Source organism: Pseudomonas sp. FP597 (assembly GCF_030687435.1).
Classification (GTDB): Bacteria; Pseudomonadota; Gammaproteobacteria; order Pseudomonadales; family Pseudomonadaceae; genus Aquipseudomonas; species Aquipseudomonas lactucae.
The window spans coordinates 5,116,569-5,135,471 of record NZ_CP117432.1 but is presented as its reverse complement, the minus strand read 5'-3'; the positions used below and the strand labels follow the sequence as shown (position 1 = coordinate 5,135,471).

At 60.8% G+C, this 18,903-nt stretch carries 18 protein-coding genes; 6 read left to right on the top strand and 12 right to left on the bottom strand.

From position 1 onward, the window contains the following. Positions 1 to 41: 41 nt before the first annotated feature. Positions 42 to 1,565 carry a fumarate hydratase gene (locus tag PSH66_RS23535; protein WP_305427729.1) on the bottom strand — a complete coding sequence of 508 codons (1,524 nt, stop codon included), beginning with the start codon at positions 1,563 to 1,565 and terminating at the stop codon, positions 42 to 44. A gap of 229 nt (positions 1,566 to 1,794) precedes the next feature. Between PSH66_RS23535 and PSH66_RS23530 the strand changes: the two genes are divergently transcribed. Beyond that, a complete protein-coding gene (locus PSH66_RS23530; protein ID WP_003175841.1) occupies positions 1,795 to 2,727 on the top strand; it encodes an iron-sulfur-binding ferredoxin reductase in 933 nt (310 codons plus the stop codon). 226 nt (positions 2,728 to 2,953) lie between these two features. On the opposite strand, the gene pyk is transcribed toward PSH66_RS23530, so the two are convergent. Then, positions 2,954 to 4,405, bottom strand: coding sequence for a pyruvate kinase (gene pyk, locus PSH66_RS23525; protein WP_078734496.1), 1,452 nt, complete (start codon positions 4,403 to 4,405; stop codon positions 2,954 to 2,956). Positions 4,406 to 4,580: 175 nt separating this feature from the next. On the opposite strand from pyk, the gene PSH66_RS23520 reads away from it, so the two are divergent. Then, a complete protein-coding gene (locus PSH66_RS23520; protein WP_078734495.1) occupies positions 4,581 to 4,955 on the top strand; it encodes a hypothetical protein in 375 nt (124 codons plus the stop codon). A 223-nt stretch (positions 4,956 to 5,178) separates the two neighbouring features. Beyond that, on the top strand, positions 5,179 to 5,541 hold the full coding sequence (locus PSH66_RS23515) for a PilZ domain-containing protein (protein ID WP_305427728.1): 363 nt from the start codon (positions 5,179 to 5,181) through the stop codon (positions 5,539 to 5,541). A 36-nt stretch (positions 5,542 to 5,577) separates the two neighbouring features. Here PSH66_RS23515 and PSH66_RS23510 read toward each other — a convergent pair whose 3' ends face one another. The 6 genes from PSH66_RS23510 to PSH66_RS23485 are packed head-to-tail and all read right to left on the bottom strand — an operon-like array spanning position 5,578 to position 12,245. Beyond that, positions 5,578 to 6,909: a DUF58 domain-containing protein gene (locus PSH66_RS23510; RefSeq protein WP_305427727.1), complete on the bottom strand. Its 1,332-nt coding sequence runs from the start codon at positions 6,907 to 6,909 to the stop codon at positions 5,578 to 5,580. A 7-nt stretch (positions 6,910 to 6,916) separates the two neighbouring features. Further along, positions 6,917 to 7,912, bottom strand: a complete 996-nt coding sequence (locus tag PSH66_RS23505; protein WP_003175836.1) for a MoxR family ATPase — start codon at positions 7,910 to 7,912, stop codon at positions 6,917 to 6,919. Beyond that, entirely contained in the window at positions 7,909 to 9,066 is a 1,158-nt protein-coding gene (locus PSH66_RS23500) for a DUF4350 domain-containing protein (RefSeq protein WP_305427726.1), read from the bottom strand. The genes PSH66_RS23505 and PSH66_RS23500 overlap by 4 nt, the downstream gene beginning before the upstream one ends. After that, the gene (locus PSH66_RS23495; protein WP_305427725.1) at positions 9,063 to 10,589 is read right to left on the bottom strand and encodes a DUF4129 domain-containing protein; all 1,527 of its coding nucleotides are present in this window, start codon (positions 10,587 to 10,589) and stop codon (positions 9,063 to 9,065) included. Before PSH66_RS23495 ends, PSH66_RS23500 begins: the two co-directional genes overlap by 4 nt. Next, positions 10,576 to 11,556, bottom strand: a complete 981-nt coding sequence (locus tag PSH66_RS23490; RefSeq protein ID WP_305427724.1) for a stage II sporulation protein M — start codon at positions 11,554 to 11,556, stop codon at positions 10,576 to 10,578. The genes PSH66_RS23495 and PSH66_RS23490 overlap by 14 nt, the downstream gene beginning before the upstream one ends. Then, positions 11,553 to 12,245 (bottom strand): RDD family protein, encoded by a 693-nt coding sequence (locus tag PSH66_RS23485; protein ID WP_042945213.1) that lies wholly within the window; start codon positions 12,243 to 12,245, stop codon positions 11,553 to 11,555. Before PSH66_RS23485 ends, PSH66_RS23490 begins: the two co-directional genes overlap by 4 nt. 167 nt (positions 12,246 to 12,412) lie before the next feature. Here PSH66_RS23485 and sbcB point away from each other — a divergent pair, with 167 nt between their 5' ends. After that, the gene (sbcB, locus tag PSH66_RS23480) at positions 12,413 to 13,840 is read left to right on the top strand and encodes an exodeoxyribonuclease I (RefSeq protein WP_141063353.1); all 1,428 of its coding nucleotides are present in this window, start codon (positions 12,413 to 12,415) and stop codon (positions 13,838 to 13,840) included. Between the two features lie 76 nt (positions 13,841 to 13,916). Here the strand turns inward: sbcB and mvaT are convergent, their stop codons facing one another. Further along, on the bottom strand, positions 13,917 to 14,291 hold the full coding sequence (gene mvaT / locus PSH66_RS23475) for a histone-like nucleoid-structuring protein MvaT (RefSeq protein ID WP_003175830.1): 375 nt from the start codon (positions 14,289 to 14,291) through the stop codon (positions 13,917 to 13,919). A gap of 349 nt (positions 14,292 to 14,640) precedes the next feature. Between mvaT and purU the strand changes: the two genes are divergently transcribed. Next, positions 14,641 to 15,489, top strand: a complete 849-nt coding sequence (gene purU / locus PSH66_RS23470; RefSeq protein ID WP_305427723.1) for a formyltetrahydrofolate deformylase — start codon at positions 14,641 to 14,643, stop codon at positions 15,487 to 15,489. 81 nt (positions 15,490 to 15,570) lie between these two features. Next, on the top strand, positions 15,571 to 15,741 hold the full coding sequence (locus PSH66_RS23465) for a hypothetical protein (protein ID WP_003175826.1): 171 nt from the start codon (positions 15,571 to 15,573) through the stop codon (positions 15,739 to 15,741). 393 nt (positions 15,742 to 16,134) lie between these two features. Here the strand turns inward: PSH66_RS23465 and PSH66_RS23460 are convergent, their stop codons facing one another. From PSH66_RS23460 to PSH66_RS30265, 3 genes are all read right to left on the bottom strand, one after another. Beyond that, positions 16,135 to 16,878: a polysaccharide deacetylase family protein gene (locus tag PSH66_RS23460; RefSeq protein WP_305427722.1), complete on the bottom strand. Its 744-nt coding sequence runs from the start codon at positions 16,876 to 16,878 to the stop codon at positions 16,135 to 16,137. Beyond that, positions 16,871 to 17,983 (bottom strand): glycosyltransferase family 1 protein, encoded by a 1,113-nt coding sequence (locus PSH66_RS23455; RefSeq protein ID WP_003175824.1) that lies wholly within the window; start codon positions 17,981 to 17,983, stop codon positions 16,871 to 16,873. Before PSH66_RS23455 ends, PSH66_RS23460 begins: the two co-directional genes overlap by 8 nt. Positions 17,984 to 18,100: 117 nt before the next feature. Continuing rightward, a complete protein-coding gene (locus PSH66_RS30265; RefSeq protein WP_370694862.1) occupies positions 18,101 to 18,865 on the bottom strand; it encodes a methyl-accepting chemotaxis protein in 765 nt (254 codons plus the stop codon). Positions 18,866 to 18,903 lie beyond the last annotated feature (38 nt).

The window sequence follows — 18,903 nt, the reverse complement described above, 5'->3', positions numbered from 1 at the left end:
CCTTGGTGCCGCAGTCGCCTTTATCCTTGCAGGAAAAGTGCTTACTGCACCTCTACCGCCAGGCTTTCACTGATCTTTTTCTGCCAGATGGCAGGACCGGTGATGTGGACGGATTCGCCCTGGCTGTCCACCGCGACGGTGACCGGCATGTCTTTGACGTCGAACTCGTAGATCGCTTCCATGCCCAGTTCGGCGAAGGCGACAACGCGCGACTTCTTGATGGCTTGCGCCACCAGGTAAGCGGCGCCGCCCACGGCCATCAGGTACACCGCCTTGTTGTCCTTGATCGCTTCGATCGCGGTCGGGCCGCGTTCGGATTTGCCGATCATGCCCAACAGGCCGGTCTGCTCGAGGATCTGACGGGTGAACTTGTCCATCCGCGTCGCGGTGGTCGGGCCAGCCGGGCCAACCACTTCTTCGCGCACCGGATCCACCGGGCCGACGTAGTAGATGAAGCGCCCCTTGAGGTCCACCGGCAGGCTTTCGCCCTTGTTCAGCATCTCGACCATGCGCTTGTGCGCCGCGTCGCGACCGGTGAGCATCTTGCCGTTGAGCAGCACGGTTTCGCCCGGCTTCCAGCTTTGCACGTCTTCCGGGGTCAGGGTGTCGAGATCGACGCGCCGGGCCGATGGGCCGGCCTCCCAGACGATTTCCGGGTAGGCGTCCAGCGGTGGTGCCTCCAGTGATGCAGGGCCCGAACCGTCGAGCACGAAGTGCGCGTGACGGGTGGCGGCGCAGTTGGGGATCATGCACACCGGCAACGAGGCGGCGTGGGTCGGGTAGTCCATGATCTTCACGTCGAGCACGGTGGTCAGGCCACCCAGGCCCTGGGCGCCGATGCCCAGTTGGTTGACCTTCTCGAACAGCTCCAGGCGCATCTCTTCGATACGGTTGGACGGGCCGCGCTTGATCAGCTCGTGGATGTCGATGGATTCCATCAACACTTGCTTGGCCATCACCGCGGCTTTCTCGGCGGTGCCGCCGATGCCGATGCCGAGCATGCCCGGTGGGCACCAGCCGGCGCCCATGGTCGGAACGGTCTTGAGCACCCAGTCGACGATCGAGTCGGACGGGTTGAGCATGGCCATCTTCGACTTGTTTTCGGAACCGCCACCCTTGGCTGCCACGTCCACTTCCACGGTGTTACCCGGGACGATGGAGTAGTGGATCACGGCCGGGGTGTTGTCCTTGGTGTTCTTGCGCGCGCCGGCCGGGTCGGCGAGGATGGACGCCCGCAGCACGTTTTCCGGCAGGTTGTAGGCGCGACGCACGCCTTCGTTGATCATGTCGTCCAGGCCCATGGTGGCGCCATCCCAACGCACGTCCATGCCCACGCGCACGAACACGGTGACGATACCGGTGTCCTGGCAGATCGGGCGATGGCCGGTGGCGCACATGCGCGAGTTGATCAGGATCTGGGCCATGGAGTCACGGGCTGCCGGCGACTCTTCGCGCAGGTAGGCCTCGTGCATCGCCTGGATGAAGTCAACGGGGTGGTAGTAGGAAATGAATTGCAGGGCGTCGGCAACGCTCTGAATCAGGTCGTCTTGCTTGATCACGGTCATGAGTCGCGCTCCTCTATAAGGGAACATTCAATAAAGGTGGCTTCAGTGAAGTGCATCGGTCGGCTGAAGCCACCTTTCCAAGGCGCGTCGCCAAGAAGAGCAGGTATTGTTGGCGCGACGCTAAAAAGGCGCGGCAGTATAACCCGGCACGGTGGCCGATACACCCGACTATGGTCAAACTGTCGCCGGCATGATTCCCTGTGCGGGCCTTTTTGATTCGAGAGTATCCATGCCTGAACTGCACGTCGGCGAACGCCACTGGTCGGTATCCACCGGCAGCAACCTGTTGGACGCCTTGAACCAGGCGGGTGTGGCCGTGCCCTACAGTTGCCGGGCGGGCAGTTGCCACGCCTGTCTGGTGCGTTGCCTGGGTGAGGTGGAGGACGCGCAGCCCGATGCCCTGAGCCCGGCGCAACGCCAGGATGGCTGGCGCCTGGCGTGCCAGTGCCAAGTGACGGGGGATGTGCGGGTTGAAGCGTTTGACCCGCTGCGTGAGGGTTTGCCGGCCCAGGTGGTGGGGGCCGATTGGCTGAACGCGACGGTGTTGCGCCTGCGCCTGCAACCGGAGCGTGGTTTGCGCTATCGGGCCGGCCAGCATCTGGTGCTGTGGGCGGGGCAGGTGGCGCGGCCGTATTCCCTGGCGAGCCTGCCCCAGGAGGATGCTTTTCTGGAGGTTCATATCGATTGCCGTCTGCCCGGTGAATTCTGCGATATGGCCCGACAGATGCGGGTCGGCGACCGTCTGCGCCTGGGCGAATTGCGTGGCGGTGCGCTGCAATACGACCCTGACTGGCAATCCCGGCCGCTCTGGCTGCTGGCGTCCGGCACCGGCCTGGGGCCGCTGTGGGGCGTGCTGCGTGAGGCGTTGCGCCAGGATCATCAGGGGGCCATTCGCGTCATTCACCTGGCCCACGATGCCGATGGCCATTACCTGGCCGAACCCTTGTCGGCGCTGGCCGCCAGCCATCCCAACCTTACGGTGGAGTTGTGGACCGCGGCGCAGTTGAGCCAGGCATTGACGCAACTGCGGGTGGTTTCGCGGCAAACGCTGGCCTTGCTCTGCGGGCATCCTGCCAGCGTCGAAGCCTTTTCCAAGCGCTTGTTCCTGGCGGGGCTGCCGCGCAATCAACTGCTGGCCGATGTGTTCCTACCCCGAGGTTGAGCGCTGACTGTCGAGTACAGGCTTTGCGGGTGTACGCGATTAACGGATCGACATTGGGGCCAGTCCGCTCACCACAACAGCTCATTAGTCTTGGAGTTTTCGCTCAACGTTTGTGTAGATACCTATGCCCCGATGAGGCCTGACGGTTCAACACCTCAACCGGCATTTGAAATGCAAAAAGCCCTGCCATTCTCATGGCAGGGCTTTTGTTTTTTCAGCGTGTCACTCAGACCTGCGGGTCGCCCACGTGCAGGATCTTCATGCCATTGGTGCCACCGGTGGTGTGGTAGCTGTCGCCCTTGGTCAGGATGACCCAGTCGCCTTTCTCTACGACGCCGCGTTTAACCAATTCATCGATAGCCTTCTGGCTGACTTCGTTCGGTGCCAGCGAAGCCGGATCGAACGGAATGGTGTACACGCCACGGAACATCGCCGCGCGGGCCTGGGCTTCGCGGTGAGGAGTGAACGCGTAGATCGGTACCGACGAACGGATGCGCGACATGATCAACGGCGTGTAGCCACTTTCGGTCAGGGCGATGATCGCTTTGACGCCCGGGAAATGGTTGGCGGTGTACATCGCTGCCAGGGCGATGCTCTGGTCGCAGCTTTCGAACTCTTTGCCGATACGGTGGCTGGAGGTCTTGCTGGTCGGGTGCTTCTCGGCGCCGAGGCAGATACGCGCCATGGCCTGCACGGCTTCCAGCGGATACGGGCCCGCGGCGCTTTCCGCCGAGAGCATCACGGCGTCGGTGTAGTCGAGCACGGCGTTGGCCACGTCGGATACTTCGGCGCGGGTGGGCATCGGGTTCTGGATCATCGACTCCATCATCTGGGTCGCCACGATCACCGCTTTGTTGTGACGGCGTGCGTGCAGGATGATCTTTTTCTGAATACCGATCAGCTCGGCGTCGCCGATTTCCACGCCTAGGTCACCACGGGCAACCATCACCGCGTCGGAGGCCTTGATCAGGCCGTCGAGGGTTTCGTCATTGGCCACGGCTTCGGCGCGTTCGATCTTCGCCACCAGCCAGGCGGTACCGCCGGCTTCGTCGCGCAGTTTGCGGGCGTATTCCATATCGGCGGCGTCGCGTGGGAAGGACACGGCGAGGTAGTCCACTTCCATTTCAGCGGCGAGCTTGATGTCGGCCTTGTCTTTTTCGGTCAGGGCCGGCGCCGTCAGGCCACCACCGCGACGGTTGATGCCTTTGTGGTCGGACAGCGGGCCGCCGATGATCACGGTGCAGATCAGCTCGGTGCCGGTGGCGGTGTCGACGCGCATGACCACACGGCCATCATCGAGCAGCAATTCGTCACCGACGCCACAATCCTTGACCAGGTCCGGGTAGTCGATACCCACGACTTGCTGGTTGCCTTCGGTCAGCGGGTGGCTGGTGGAGAAGGTGAAGGTGTCACCGATCTTCAGCTCGATCCGCTTGTTGGCAAATTTGGCGATACGGATTTTCGGGCCTTGCAGGTCACCCAGCAGTGCGACGAAGCGGCCGTGCTTGGCGGCCAGGTCACGCACCAGTTTGGCGCGAGCCTTGTGCTCGTCCGGGGTGCCGTGGGAGAAGTTCAGACGGGCAACGTCCAAACCAGCCAGAATCAGCTGTTCGAGGACTTCCGGCGAGTTGCTGGCCGGGCCAAGGGTGGCGACGATTTTGGTACGACGGACGGACATGCACAGACTCCTGAGTTCAAGCGCTGGGGAAGGCTACTATGCTCTTTCGTTGTAGTCATTGTTCGTTTGCACTACTTATTGACGATTGAGTTGTTTCGCGGCGGCTGAAAAAAACCAACGTCCTTGAAGATTTTCGACGAGGGGTCGATATATTGCTCAAGACAGGAGAACCCTCATGCGAATTTTGCTTATTGCCGCCCTGGCCGTCAGTGCGGTCGGCTGCACCCGCTGGTCGATGGACCATCATTTGAACAACGCCTATCGTGCCTACAAGGTCGGTGATTGTGAGCGCGTCACCCTGGAGTTGTCCCAGGTGGACCGTGAAAGCCGTAGCCGCCGTTACGTGCAACCGGAGGTTTCGATGCTGCGCGGGCAGTGTCTCGAACGACAGAAGCTGTTCGTCGATGCGGTCCAGACCTACCAGTTCATCATCAATCAGTACCCGTCGAGCGAGTACGCTTACCGCGCCCGTGCGAGACTGGATACCCTGCAACAGCTGGGACATTATGGCGGGGCAAGCGTCGCTCAGCCGCGTCCGGCCTCTTTGTGAGGCTATTCGTCGTTTTATAAGTGGCCCGTTGCCAGTCTTGGGCTATTCTTCGAATATTGGTTTGTACAACTTTATAGTCGAACAAATGCAAGGCCCGGATTCGGCAGATGTCTGGTGGCAAAACGTAGTGCGTTGTCACACCGAGATCCAGGGAGAGCGAGCGTATGCTCGTTCCGAATCACTGGCACGGCCGAAGTCATGGCCCACGGATGGCGATCTCAGCATGTTTACCGACCGACGGATCGAGCGGCATCAACTCACTTGTTTCCTGCAAGTGTTTAACCGTATCACCGACAAGCCCATCGGCTTTTTGGGCAATGTTTCGCAAGACGGGCTGATGTTGATCAGCCAGTTGCCGATGATGGTGGGCGTTGACTTCGAGCTGCGCTTGAAGCTTCCCGAAGCTGACGGAAGTTTTCGTCCGATCGATATCACCGCGAGCTGTCTGTGGAGCCGTGAAGATATCAATCCCCAGCATTACGACTCAGGGTTCAGCGTGCTTGACGCGTCCGAAGACTATAAGCAACTGATCAGCGCGTTGCTGCATTACTTCAGCTTTGATCCTTTGCGGGCCCTTTCTGGATAACACCGGACTCGCCCTGCCGTGGCCGGGCGTTGTTTCTTACAATACCCCGGCTTTTTTCCATCCCAGGTAGCGTGTGACCAGCGCCGCGCCCATGTCTGACGGCAAGGTATCCAATACCGACAAGCCGTGAGCGGCCAGGCGGTCATGCAGTTCATCCCGCGCATTGAGGTAATCGACGGTGCCGCTGTAGGCCAAGGCTTCGGGCAAGGTTTGCACGGGGGCCTGGCGCAGGTGATCGAGTACTTCCTCGCGCAGGCTGGCGACCATCACCCTATGGTGCCGGCTGATGCGCTTGACCGCGGTAAGCAGCGCTTCATCGTCCTCATCACGCAGGTTGGTCACCACAATCACCAATGCCCGACGTTTTTGCCGTGCCAACAGTTGGCTTGCCGCGGCTTGGTAGTCGGCCGTTCGGCGCGTGGTGTCCAGGTCGTAGACCGTGTTGAGCAACACGTTCAATTGGCTGCTGCCCTTGACCGGCGCCAGATAGCGCGGCTCGTCGGCGGCAAAGGTGCACAGGCCCACGGCATCACCCTGACGCAAGGCGACATAGCTGAGCAGCAGGCAGGCGTTGAGGGCATGGTCAAAATGCGACAGCTCGTCATCCTGGCTGCGCATGCGTCGGCCGCAATCAAGCATGAACACGATCTGTTGGTCGCGTTCATCCTGGTATTCACGGGCAATGGGTGTGCGTTGCCGCGCGGTGGCTTTCCAATCGATTTGCCGCAGGCTATCGCCTTCGCGAAATTCGCGCAGTTGATGAAACTCCAGCCCAAGCCCCCGCCGTTGGCGTTGACGTACCCCAAGCTGGCTCAACCAGTTATCCACGCCCAACAGTTGAGCACCGTACAGGCGGGCGAAATCCGGGTAGACGCGGGTGGCATCCTTGACCTCGATCACGCGCCTTGCCGACCACAACCCCAATGGGCTGGGCAGGTGGATTTCGCAGCGGCTGAACTCGAAATGCCCACGTCGCAAGGGCCGCAAACGATAGCCAAGCTCACTGCGTTCACCGGGACGCAGTTGGATGGACTGCGGCATGCTCTCTACGCTCAGCCCGTCCGGGACGTGATCGAACACCTGCACCGTCACGGGCTGTCGGGAAGTGTGCTCCACCGCAAGGCGCACTTCGCCCCAGCGCCCCAGTGCCAGGCTGCCCGGTAACTGCCGATGCACCTGCGGGGATGCACGACGGCGCAACCGCAGGGCGTCCAGCAGGGCGAGCAGCAACAGTGCCAGGAGCAAGCCCCACACCACCGAGTGCAAGGTATCGGGCACCTTGAACTGCAAGGCTTCGGCAGCGCCCAACAGAATGCTCAAGCCCAGCAGCGCACCAAGCCAGATCAACAGCAAGCGGGTCGGTTTCATGGGCGTGTCATTGCCGAGGCGCCGGAATCTGATCCAGCATCTGCTTGAGTACCTGATCGACCTCCAGCCCATCGATGTCCAACTCCGGCGCGATACGTACGCGATGGCGCAGTACCGCCAGGGCACATCCCTTGATGTCGTCAGGCGTAACAAATGCGCCACCGCGCAACAACGCGCGGGCGCGGGCGCCGCGTACCAGGTCGATGGACGCGCGTGGTCCGGCGCCGATGGCCAGTCCTGGCCAACTGCGGGTAGCTCGCGCCAGGCGTACGGCGTAGTCGAGCACGTGTTCATCCAGGGCCAGCGCACTGGCGACCTGTTGCAGTTGCAGCACGTCCTCGGCCTGCAGCACGGTGCGCAGCGGCTGCACATCCAGCATGTCGGCGCGTGATGAGCGCGTCACTTCGCGCACCATTTCCAGTTCCTGTCGGGCATCGGGATAATCCATGCGCACCTTGAGCATGAAACGGTCCAGTTCCGCTTCGGGCAGAGGGTAGGTGCCTTCCTGCTCGATAGGGTTCTGGGTGGCCAGCACCATGAAGGGTTGGTCGATGGGCAGCGCCTCGCCTTCGAGGGTGACTTGTCGTTCCTGCATGGCTTCCAGCAGGGCCGCCTGGGTCTTGGCCGGCGCCCGATTGATTTCGTCGGCCAGCAACAGGTGAGTGAATACCGGCCCTTTGCGCAACTTGAACTGTTCCGAGTGCAGGTCGTACACGGCATGGCCGGTTACATCGCTGGGCATCAGGTCCGGGGTGAACTGGATTCGCGCGAAGTCTCCGTCGAAGCAGCGGGCCAGGGCACGCACCAGCAGGGTCTTGCCCAGTCCGGGCACGCCTTCGAGCAATACATGGCCGCCGGCGATCAGTGCGGTGAGTACGTCATCAATCACCAGGTCTTGCCCGATCACCGCCTTGCGCAACTCAATGCGCAGGGCCTGTGCCTGCTGGGTGGCGCGTTGCAACGTGTCGTCGGTCAAGGCGGTAGCGCTGGAAAAATCACTCATAAGGCATTCCTGAGGGTTTGCAGGCACGCCACCTGTCGGCTGAAGTCGGCGCTGGACAGCCGCTTTTCCGGGAGTGGGCCGAGGGCCTGGCTGATGATATGAGAGGGTTGGTGCGTCAGGTGTTCAAGCACGCGCCACTGTTCTGTATTGTCGAGGTGCTCAAAACCGGGGTGGCGGCGCCGCGCGGCGCGCTGGATATCACGTTGCAGCGCGTGCAACAGCGTGCCTTGGCCGTTGCGCCGCAGCAGGAAGTCGGAGCTGGCTTTCAAGTGTTCCTGCAACTGTCGGCGGGCCCTGGAGGCGGGCGCCTGGATCGGGCCCTGCCGCATGCCTGCGTGCCAGAGAGCCAGAGCGATCAGGGCAATGAGCGCGACCAGTGCCTGGGGGAAATAACGTACCAGCAGGGTGAGCAGATCGTCGACGTCGCTGTTGAACAGCAAGGTCACGGCAGTTCCCTGGTTCAGGTACCACAGCAGCCAGGCATTATCGTGTTTGCCGATGTCCGGTGTTTTCCACAAGTCACTGTCGGTGATCACGGTGACGCGACCGTTCCCGACCTCGAGTTGCATCAGGTGGCTCGACTGGGCGCTATTGGCCGAAAACTGTGCCAGGTGCCCGGGGTCTATGAGGTTGAAGTCGGTGTCAAAGCTGAAGTAGGCCGGGGCGGTTTCGTTGTCGACATAGAGTTTGGTCAGGTCCGGCGCGTTCTTTTTACGCGCCGGGACGGGTTCTTCGGGTTCGTCACTCAAGGCCTGGTGGATATTCAGGCGATCGAGCAGCAAGTCACCGCTCTTGCCGGTTTCTTCGTCCCATAGTGCCTCCGCCACCACTAACAGGTGACCGCCGGATTTGGCCCAGTCCAGCAGTTGGCCCACCTGACGTGGCGACAGGTTGCTTCGTTCGCCCAGCAGCAAAAGGCTATTACCCTTGGATGCAAGGGTGTCCAGATGGGCAAGGCTATTGGCATGCTCCACGCTCAGGCCTTGCTGGCGCAGGAAGTGCTCGGCCGCGAGGTAAGGGTTGGCCAGTGCTTGGGGCGCTGGGCCTCTGTCGACCACGACGTCGTACGGAATCGCTTTGCGCCAGGCATAAAAGCCGCCCGCTCCGAGCAGGCACGCCAGTATTAACAGTACCCACGGCAATGGCCGGTTCATTGAGTGCCCCCCGAACTGAACAGGGCGCGCCAATCGCTGCATAGTTTTTGTTGGGCGGAGGCGGGAGGGAGGTGATGGCCATAGGCAAGGTTTTGCCAGTGTCGGGTCAGTTCATCACTGAAGGCCAGCAATGGCGGTAGCTGCAGTTGGTGCACGCGTTCCAGTACCTGCCCCTCGGTGTCGGCGCTTTTAAGCGGCACGTTGTAATCATGCAATAGGCGGCTGAGCAGACCGCGGTACAAAAGACCAAGGGCTTCCCGTGGCTGGGTGGTCCAGAGGTGTTCCGCTGCGCTGGCGATATCCAGAGGCAAGGTTTCTGTGCCCAGTTCCAGGCCGAAGAGTTGCGCAGGTACCTGTCGGGTCTGTTCAGGCTTGCGTGGCCCTCGTCGACTGACAAACGTGCGCAGCCAATCGCGATAGCGCCACACCAGCAGGGCGATGCCGCCCACCAGTAGACTCCACAGCACGACTTCCAGGCCGCGTGCGACGTGTTTGAAGGCATCGCTGTTGAGGTTGTCCAGCAGTGATTGAAGCCAGGCCGGTAGCTTTCCGTCACTGTGGACCTTGTTTTTTTTCACCGTGGTTTTTTGTTCTTCGCCGAACCGGTAGCGGGTAACGGTTTCCGGATTTTTAAAGGGCGGCTTTTCCAGCAATGACTTGATCGATTGTCTGGAGTCCTGGGTGCTCAAGGGTTTGGTTTCAGCGGCCATTGCGGGCGTTACGAATGGCTGTAGCGTCAGCCCGATCACCAGCAATAAAAGCGCCACCCCGCTGCTCAGACGCTGGCGCAGGTGCCGGAATACCAGCTCAAGATCCCATGCCTCGAGCACGGTGCGTCGATTGAGATAGAGGCTGAAACCGCAGGCGACATAGATGGGCTCCCAAAACACCAGGATCAAGGCGTAGAACGCATTGCTAAGGTGTGACAGCCAAAGCACTTCGGCATTCGCCGCCAGCGCCAGACGTTGCCAGTCCCAATCCAGTTCAAGTTGCTGTGGAATGAGCAGATAGAACAGCGCCAGGCAGCCGAACCAGAGCCCGCTTTCCAGATGCACACCGACGAACGTCAGCCAGCGTGCGGCCCCCGCGTTACGTTGTTGCAACACGCCCAGGCGTTTTTGACGCGCCTCGCCGTCCAGGCCCTCAAGCTGGCTGACCGGCATCACGAAGCTGCGGCTGAGGCTCAGTCGCCGCCAGGTCAGGCTGGCCAGCAATTGGCCTTTAAGCAGGCGTGGCCACTGGCGCACGGCCTGCTTGAGGCTGGGTGTTTCGCCGAACAGCGCCTTGGACAGGATATACAGAGGCAAGCGCTCGAATGCCGGTTTGAACCACCAGAACAGGAACATGGCCATGGAGGGATATTTCCACAACAGCGCAGTGAGCAAGGCAAATACCGGCAAGGTCACCAGTGCCCAACTGCCCATCAGCAGCACACGATATTCACGGGCCATCAGTGCGCCCAGATCCATGGCTTCCCAGGCAGTGCGCGGCCTGATCACCACGCTCGCATCACTCAGGCGCATGGCGGGTCCGTCCGGCAAGGGTCAGGTAGGCGCCCACCAGTATCCACAGTGCGGCTCCTACCAGGTATTTGACCCCCGGAGCGATCTGTGTGGTGGAGGACCAATAGGCTTCGATAAACGCTGCGATCAGCAGAAACAGCATGACACCGCATAGCAATTGCACACTTTTATGGGCGGCGAGCCGCAGGGATTCACCTCGCGTCAACTGCCCCGGTGCGATCAGCGCCCAGCCCAGTTGCAGACCGGCGGCGCCGGCGAGGGCGATGGCCGTCAGTTCAAAGGCACCATGACCGATGACAAATGACCAGAAGGTCTGCCCATAGCCGATTTCGGTCAGGTGCCCGGAGATCGCGCCGATGATCAACCCGTTGAAAATCAGGAAAAACACACTGCCCAGGCCAAATAGCAAACCGGCTGCGAACGTTTGGAAGGCGATGCCGATGTTATGCATCACGTAATAGCCGAACATCATCCAGTCTTCGCTCGATGCGCGTTCGGCGGCGCGGCCCAGGCGACTGGCATCGGGATCGTACATGGCCTGCATTTCGGCAACCTGCGAGGGGCTGACGATGCTGTAGATCAGGTCGGGAAACAGGTAGACCAGCAGGGCGATCCCCAGCAGGCTGCCAAAGAACAGCAGGCTGGCGGCCAATACGAAAAGATACTGCTCGCGCACCAGCCGTGGGAAACCCGCCAGCAGGAAGCTCAGCACGTTCGCCGCCAACTGGCCACGATGTCGATACAGTTGTTGGTGGCCGCGCAGTGCCAGTTGTTGCAGCGGGTCAACCAGATAACTGCTATAGCCGCGCTCCTGGGCCAGGGCCAGGTGCTGGCACAACCGCCGGTATTGATGCGGGAAGTCTGCACTGTCACCGGCCTTGGCTTTACCTCGTTCCAGCTGCTGGAGCTGTTCGGCAAAGGCTTGCCATTGCGGTTGGTGGCGACTTTCGAAAAGACTTTGTTTCATGTCGGCCCCAACAGGCCACGGGCCACGCCATTGAGCTGTTCCACGGCGCGTGCCGGTGAAACCTGCAAGGGGGTCGCCAGGATCGAGGCCAACTCGTGCGTGCGCTCGGCAGACAGTTCGCCCTGGCGTTCGGCGAAGGCCAGGATCGCCCGCTGCTCGCTCAGTTCCAGGGCAAAAGGCAGTCGCAGGGCTTTGGCTTGAGGCACTTGCGGGCGCGCCAGCGGGAGTTCGCGGTAGACCACAAGGGTGCCTGCCGCGAGGTCGCCAAGGCGTTTGAAGTGAGGATGCTGCAGGCAGCTGATTGAGCCGAGGAAGTAGCCGAAAGGCAGCATGTCGACAAACCGCAGCAGGTTACGGATGAGCGATGCGGACCAGCCGATGGGCGTGCCGTCGTCCTGTACCACGCGCAACCCCATGACCTGTTTGCCCGGCGAACAGCCTTGATTGAGTACTTCGAACAACACCATGTACCACCAGCTGACCAGGAACAGCAGCAGCGAGCCCAGGCCTATGCCAATGTTGCCGAGCAATGCCAAGGGCACCAGCAGGACGCCCATGAGCACGCCGCGCGCGCCCAGATCGAAGGTAAAGGCCAGCGCGCGCGGAACCAGGCCGGCCGGGCGCAGTGGCAGGTCGATTCCCTCCGGGGTTTCGATCTGGTAGCGGGTGTCCAATGGGGCTGATGGCATCGCGATCCTTGGCAGTGCAGAGCGGCTGGGAGATACGGATGCTATCAGTGTCGGCGGTGGAATCAATCATTCAAGTTTTTGCTGGATGTTTGTACAGTTGAATTGAGGCTGGCCCCTGACGCTGTTCAGCGCCTAGACTCTGTCGATCTTCAGTACAGGAACAGCCCGTGACCTCCATTTTCTGGTACGACTATGAAACCACCGGCATTAACCCGCGCAATGATCGTCCTCTTCAGGTAGCCGGAATTCGTACCGATCTCGAACTCAACGAGATCGGCCCCCCGGTCAATCTCTATTGCCGTCCCAGCGACGATATCCTGCCCCACCCCGCCGCGTGTGCGATCACCGGCATCACGCCCGGCGTACTCGACGAAAAGGGCCTGGCCGAGGCCGATTTCATGACTCGGGTTCATGCCGAGCTGGCCGCTCCGGGGACGTGTGGTGCCGGCTACAATACCTTGCGATTTGACGATGAAATGACGCGCTACAGCCTGTATCGCAATTTTTTCGACCCCTATGCGCGGGAGTGGCAAGGGGGAAACAGCCGGTGGGATTTGATTGACGTGGTGCGTACCGCCTACGCCCTGCGTCCGGAGGGCATCGAATGGCCGCAGCAGGACGGGCGCGTGACGCTCAAGCTTGAGCGCCTGACTGCCGCGAACGCCATCGACCATGGCCAGGCCCACGATGCGTTGTCCGACGTGCGCGCCACGATCGCCCTGGCTCGGCTGGTTCGCGAGAAACAACCCAGGCTCTACGACTGGCTGTTTCAACTGCGCAGCAAACAACGGGTGATGGATCAGGTGCGCCTGCTGCAACCGGTGGTACATATCTCCGGACGTTTTTCCGCCGAGCGTCATTACCTGGGCGTGGTGCTGCCCCTGGCCTGGCACCCGCGCAACCGCAATGCGCTGATTGTCTGCGACCTTGGGCTCGACCCTCAGGGGCTGCTGGACACCGATGCCGAAACCCTGCGTCAGCGGCTCTACACCCGTCGTGATGACCTGGCCGAAGGGGAGCTGCCCGTCCCGCTCAAGTTGGTGCATGTCAACCGTTGCCCGGTGGTGGCGCCTTTGAGCGTATTGCGGGCTGAAGACCGTGAACGCCTACAATTGGACATGGCTGTTTATCAGGCGCGAGCACTGCGGCTAACTGACGCACAGGAACTTTGGCGCGATAAATTGGCGGCCATTTATGCGCAGGAAGAATTTGCGGCGAATGCGGACCCGGAACAGCAGCTCTACGATGGTTTTATCGGTGATCGCGATCGACGCTTATGCGAACAAGTCCGAATGGCTGAGCCATCGCAGTTAGCTCGCGCGCAGTGGCCCTTTGATGATCATCGCCTGCCTGAATTATTATTTCGCTACCGCGCGCGTAACTTCCCCGATACGTTGGACAGCGAGGAGCAACAACGTTGGAAACTTTTCTGTCAGCAACGTTTGTCAAATCCCGAGTGGGGCGCGCCGAATACCCTTGAGGCATTTAAGCAGGCCCGGCTGGAGTTGGCGGTTAGTGCGACGCCGTTTCAGCAGCAGGTGTTGGGGCAGTGGCAGGAATATGCCGATTCTTTGGCGGCCCGTTTGAATCTCTAATCAGCCTGCAGAATAGACAGGCAATAAAAAACGCCAGCAAGCTGGCGTTTTTAATATGTTGCGTATCCGCGTCGGCTTAGCCCAGCAGGGTAGCCCAGCCTTCAACCACGTCACCGCCCCACTTGGCTTTCCACTCTTTCAGGGTTTTGTGGTTGCCACCCTTGGTTTCAATCACTTCGCCGTTGTGCGGGTTCTTGTACTGCTTGACCTTGCGAGCGCGCTTGGTGCCGGTAGTTTTCACGGCGCCACGAGGTGCTTTAACTTTCGACTCTGGATCCAGCAGCGCAATGATGTCGCGCAGGGACTTGGAGTATTCACCCATGAGGGTGCGCAATTTACCTTCGAATTCCAGCTCGGTTTTCAGTTTGTCGTCTTGGGACAGGTTCTTCAAACGGGCTTGCAGCTCTTTGATAGCTTCTTCGGTGGCACGGTATTCGTTGATCAGGGACATGTGGACTACCTTATGGAGAGCGCTGATTGGACAGTGAACGTTGGCTAATAATAGTCAGGCAGTTTCCTCAAGTAAACATTTAAGGCCGCATTTATGTGAATTAGGTTGAATGTTTGCGGCAAATCCCTGCGACCTCGTTAATTACAACGGTGTAGAACGAAACATAATCTCGCGGGAAATCACCACACGCCTGGAAGGACACAGTAGCGTCATATAAGGGCGGTAAAACCCTGGGCGATTAAGGGGCAATGCACGCGTCCCCGATCAGAATAAGCGCGAACGAATACTGCAGTTTTCCTGCGCAATCGCTAGAATGGCGGCCTTTGCGAAGTTCTGGAGTTTTCCCCTAATGCGCACTTTTCGGCTGGTGATTGCTTGCCCGGACCGGGTCGGCATCGTTGCCAAGGTCAGTAACTTTCTGGCCTCCCATAACGGTTGGATCACCGAAGCGAGCCACCACTCGGACAATCTGAGTGGTTGGTTCTTCATGCGTCACGAAATTCGTGCCGACACGTTGCCCTTTGGTCTTGAGGCCTTCCGCGAGGCGTTTGCGCCGATTGCCGAAGAGTTTTCGATGACCTGGCACATCACTGACACCGAGCAGAAAAAGCGCGTGGTATTGATGGCGAGCCGCGAATCCCACTGCCTGGCTGACTTGCTGCACCGCTGGCACAGCGATGAGTTGGACTGCGAGATCGCCTGCGTCATCTCCAACCATGACGACCTGCGCAGCATGGTCGAGTGGCACGGCATTCCTTACTACCACATACCGGTCGACCCACAGGACAAGGAGCCGGCGTTCGCCGAGGTGTCCCGTCTGGTCAAGCAGCATGAAGCCAATGTGGTCGTACTGGCGCGCTACATGCAGATCCTGCCTCCGCAGTTGTGCCGTGAATACGCGGGCAAGGTGATCAACATTCACCACAGCTTCCTGCCGTCGTTCGTGGGCGCCAAGCCTTATCACCAGGCGTCCCTGCGTGGCGTCAAGCTGATCGGCGCGACCTGCCACTACGTGACCGAGGAGCTGGACGCCGGCCCGATCATCGAGCAGGACGTGGTACGTGTCAGCCATAGCGACAGTATCGAAGACATGGTGCGTTTCGGCCGTGACGTCGAAAAAATGGTGCTGGCCCGCGGCCTGCGTTACCACCTGGAAGATCGCGTACTGGTGCACGGCAACAAGACCGTGGTGTTCTGATCGACACCTGTTGAACAATCAAGGGCCTGGGCGTTAAATCGCTTCAGGCCCTTTTTTTTCACTGCATGGCAGGACCGCGCAATGACCGACCCTCTCGATAAAGCCACCGCCAAGGCGCCCGCGACGTTGGGGGAAGGATGCCTGAGCCGTTATGACCCGGATGCACTGGATGCCGAGGACGGTACCGAGTTTCCGGGCGCCGCCCAATTGTGGGAGCAATTGCAGGAGACGGACAACCCTCCAAGTGCATAGGATTTGGACCGAGGGCATCAGTTAGAGACTCGTCGGCTGTCAGGCCGCCATCGGGGCATAGGTATCTACACAACTTCCGCTGAGCGAATAATCTAGGGTCAATGGGCTGTTGTGGTGAGCGGGCTTGTCCCGCGCTGGGCTGCGAAGCAGCCCCAATAAAGTCACCGCGGTGTGTCAGAAGTAACCGAGGTGCAGGTTTTAGGGCTGCTTCGCAGCCCAGCGCGGGACAAGCCCGCTCACCACAGAGACCCGTTTCAGCTTTTAGAAATTGTGTAGATACCTATGGCCATCGGGGGCAAGCCCCCTCGCCACAGGTTCAACCTACTACCCGAGAGGTGTAGATACCCAAGTGCCGGCCAAGGATTGACCCCTTTCACGCCGTGACCCCTTGGCTCAAGGTTGCGCCGCCAGCCAGGCGGCTTTGGTCTGCGGGATTCGTCCAGCCTTCAGCAACCGCTTCAAGGTGTCGAACCAATAGCGTCGGGAAAATTCGTGGCGCATATCGACCGGGTGCAGTCCCAAGCGAATCACCGGAGCGTCCCGCCAACGCGCTTCCCGGTAGTCGCTGATCACTTTGGACATGCCTCTGCGCCAGGCACTGCGGGCGCTCCAGACCAGGCCGGGTGCGTCGATGCGGCTGAAGTCGGGCAGCCGATACAGGTGCTGCGGGTCGCTGGTGTAGCAAAACGGCAATTGGCGCAATGCCTCACGGGTGCCTTGGCTCATTAGCCAGGCGGGCGCGACAAATCCCTGCAACGGCCAGTCGTTGCGGCGAAATACCTCAATCCCCGCACACAGACGCTGCAGTGCCTGGGCCTGTGACAGTTGATAGAACTCGCCCTCATGGGTGTAGATCCGGCGCATGAACCAGTCCCTGGCCGTGCGCGGGGCGGGCTGGTCGTCGCGATGGTAGTAGCCGTGCAAGGCCAGTTCGTCGCCTCTTGCAACCCGGCCATCCAGCAGCCGACGGAAATCGCCGTGAGCGGTCAGGGCGTCGTGATGGTGGAAGTCGGGCACCACCAGCCAGGTGATCGGTACAGGGCCCAGCGCATCGACAGCCTCGACAAACGGGCGATAGTCGGCCCAATTGTGCGGCGCCACATCGTGCAGCACCAACAGCACCGAGCGCTCAGCCATGGGCGAGCATGGGGGTGTGGCTGCCTGTGACCGCGTGATAGTGCCCAAGCAGGCTGTCGACCACCGTATCCCACGCATACCGCCGTTCTACGTGATCCCTGGCCTGCGCGCCCAAGCGGCGGCTGTCGGTGCTGAACAGTTCGCGCACCGCGTTGGCCATCGCCTGTGGGTTGTTGGGCGCACACAACAGGCCGCAGCGTTCATCGACAATTTCATTGAAGGCACCGGCGGCCACGGCGATCACCGGTATGCCACAGGCCATGGCCTCCAGAATGACCAGGCCAAAGGTTTCCTGGTCGCCGGCATGCAGCAGCGCATCGGCACTGGCCATCAACCGGGCGACATGCGGGGCGGGGCGGAAGCTATCGATCACGCTGACGTTGTCCGGCACGTTGTTCGGCATGCCGGAGCCCACCAGCAGCAAGTGATAGCGGTCACCCAGGCGTTTCATGCAGTTGAGCAGCACCGGCAGGTTTTTCTCTTTTGAACCGCGCCCGGCAAAAATCAGCAGACGCGTGTCCTCGTTGATGCCCAATTCTGCGCGCAGTCCAGGGTCGCGCGCGTCCGGCGTGAAGGTGTGCAGATCCACGCCCAGCGGCTGCACGAAGACATTTCTCACGCCAAGGCCCACGAGTTTGTCGGCCATGACCTGGCTAGGGGCCAGTACGCGGTCGAAATTCCCATAGAGTTTGCCGACGTACGCCTCGACATTCGGCGCAAACCAGGGCCCCATCCGGTTGCTCACCAGCAGGGGCAGGTCGGAGTGATAAAACCCGATGACCGGCACATCCCGTTGGCGCCGAGCATCCAATGCGGCCCAGGCAGTCAGGTAAGGATCGCCCACTTCTATAAGGTCGGGCTGTAAATCACGCAGGACGTTTCGCCATGGCGCCAGCCGCAGTGGGAAACGATAGCCCTTGCCGAAGGGTAGGGGAGGCGAGGGCACGGTGAATATCCCATCGTGTTCGCCAAACTGTGCGCCTGGGATCAACAGGCTGTGGCGGATACCGGACTTGAGCGCCAGACGCCGGTGCTTGGCATCCAGGTAGGTGCGCACGCCGCCGCTGGCCGGGGCGTAGAACATGGTTATGTCAGCGATATGCACGATGAACGTCCCTCCGATCCATTGCTCTCCTTACGTGGACCTTCGGTAAGAATAGATGTTCGGTTGGCGTTCATCGCAGGGCGTCAGTGCAGGCGCCGGACCGGCGCCTGCGGTGGATCAGATCCGGAAACTGCCCACCAGTTGCTTCAAGCGCGAGGCTTGGCGCTCAAGGTCGGCGCAGGCGCGCAGGGTCGACTGCAGGTTTTCCACGCCTTCCTGGTTCAGGGTGTTGATCTCGGTGATGTCCATATTGATCGACTCCACCACTGAGGTTTGCTCTTCGGTGGCGGTCGCGACCGATTGGTTCATGCCGTCGATCTCGCCAATGCGCTGGGTCACGCTGTTCAGGCGCTCCCCGGCCAGGTTGGCGATCTCCACGCTGTCGTGGCTGTGGCGCTGGCTTTCCCCCATGGTGCTCACGGAGTCGCGGGCACCGACTTGCAGCTCCTCAATCATGGTTTGCACCTGTTGCGCCGATTCCTGGGTGCGATGGGCCAGGTTGCGCACTTCATCGGCGACCACGGCGAAACCACGCCCGGCCTCGCCCGCCCGCGCAGCCTCGATGGCGGCATTCAGCGCCAGCAGGTTGGTTTGCTGGGAGATGCTGGTAATCACCTCAAGAATCTGGCCGATGTTCACCGTCTTGCTGTTAAGTGCTTCGATATTGCTGCTGGAGGCGCTGATCATCGCGGACAGCTGGGTCATCGCCTTGATATTGCGCTCTACCACCTGTTGCCCATCTTCGGCCAGTTGGCGGGCATCGCTGGCCTGATTGGACGCCTGTGCCGCATTGCGCGCAATTTCCTGCGCGGCGGCGCCCAGTTCATTGATCGCGGCCGCGACGCTGTTGGTGCGGTTGGCTTGCTCATCGGAGTTGACCATCGAGGAATTGGACGCGCTGACGACGCGCAGTGCCACTT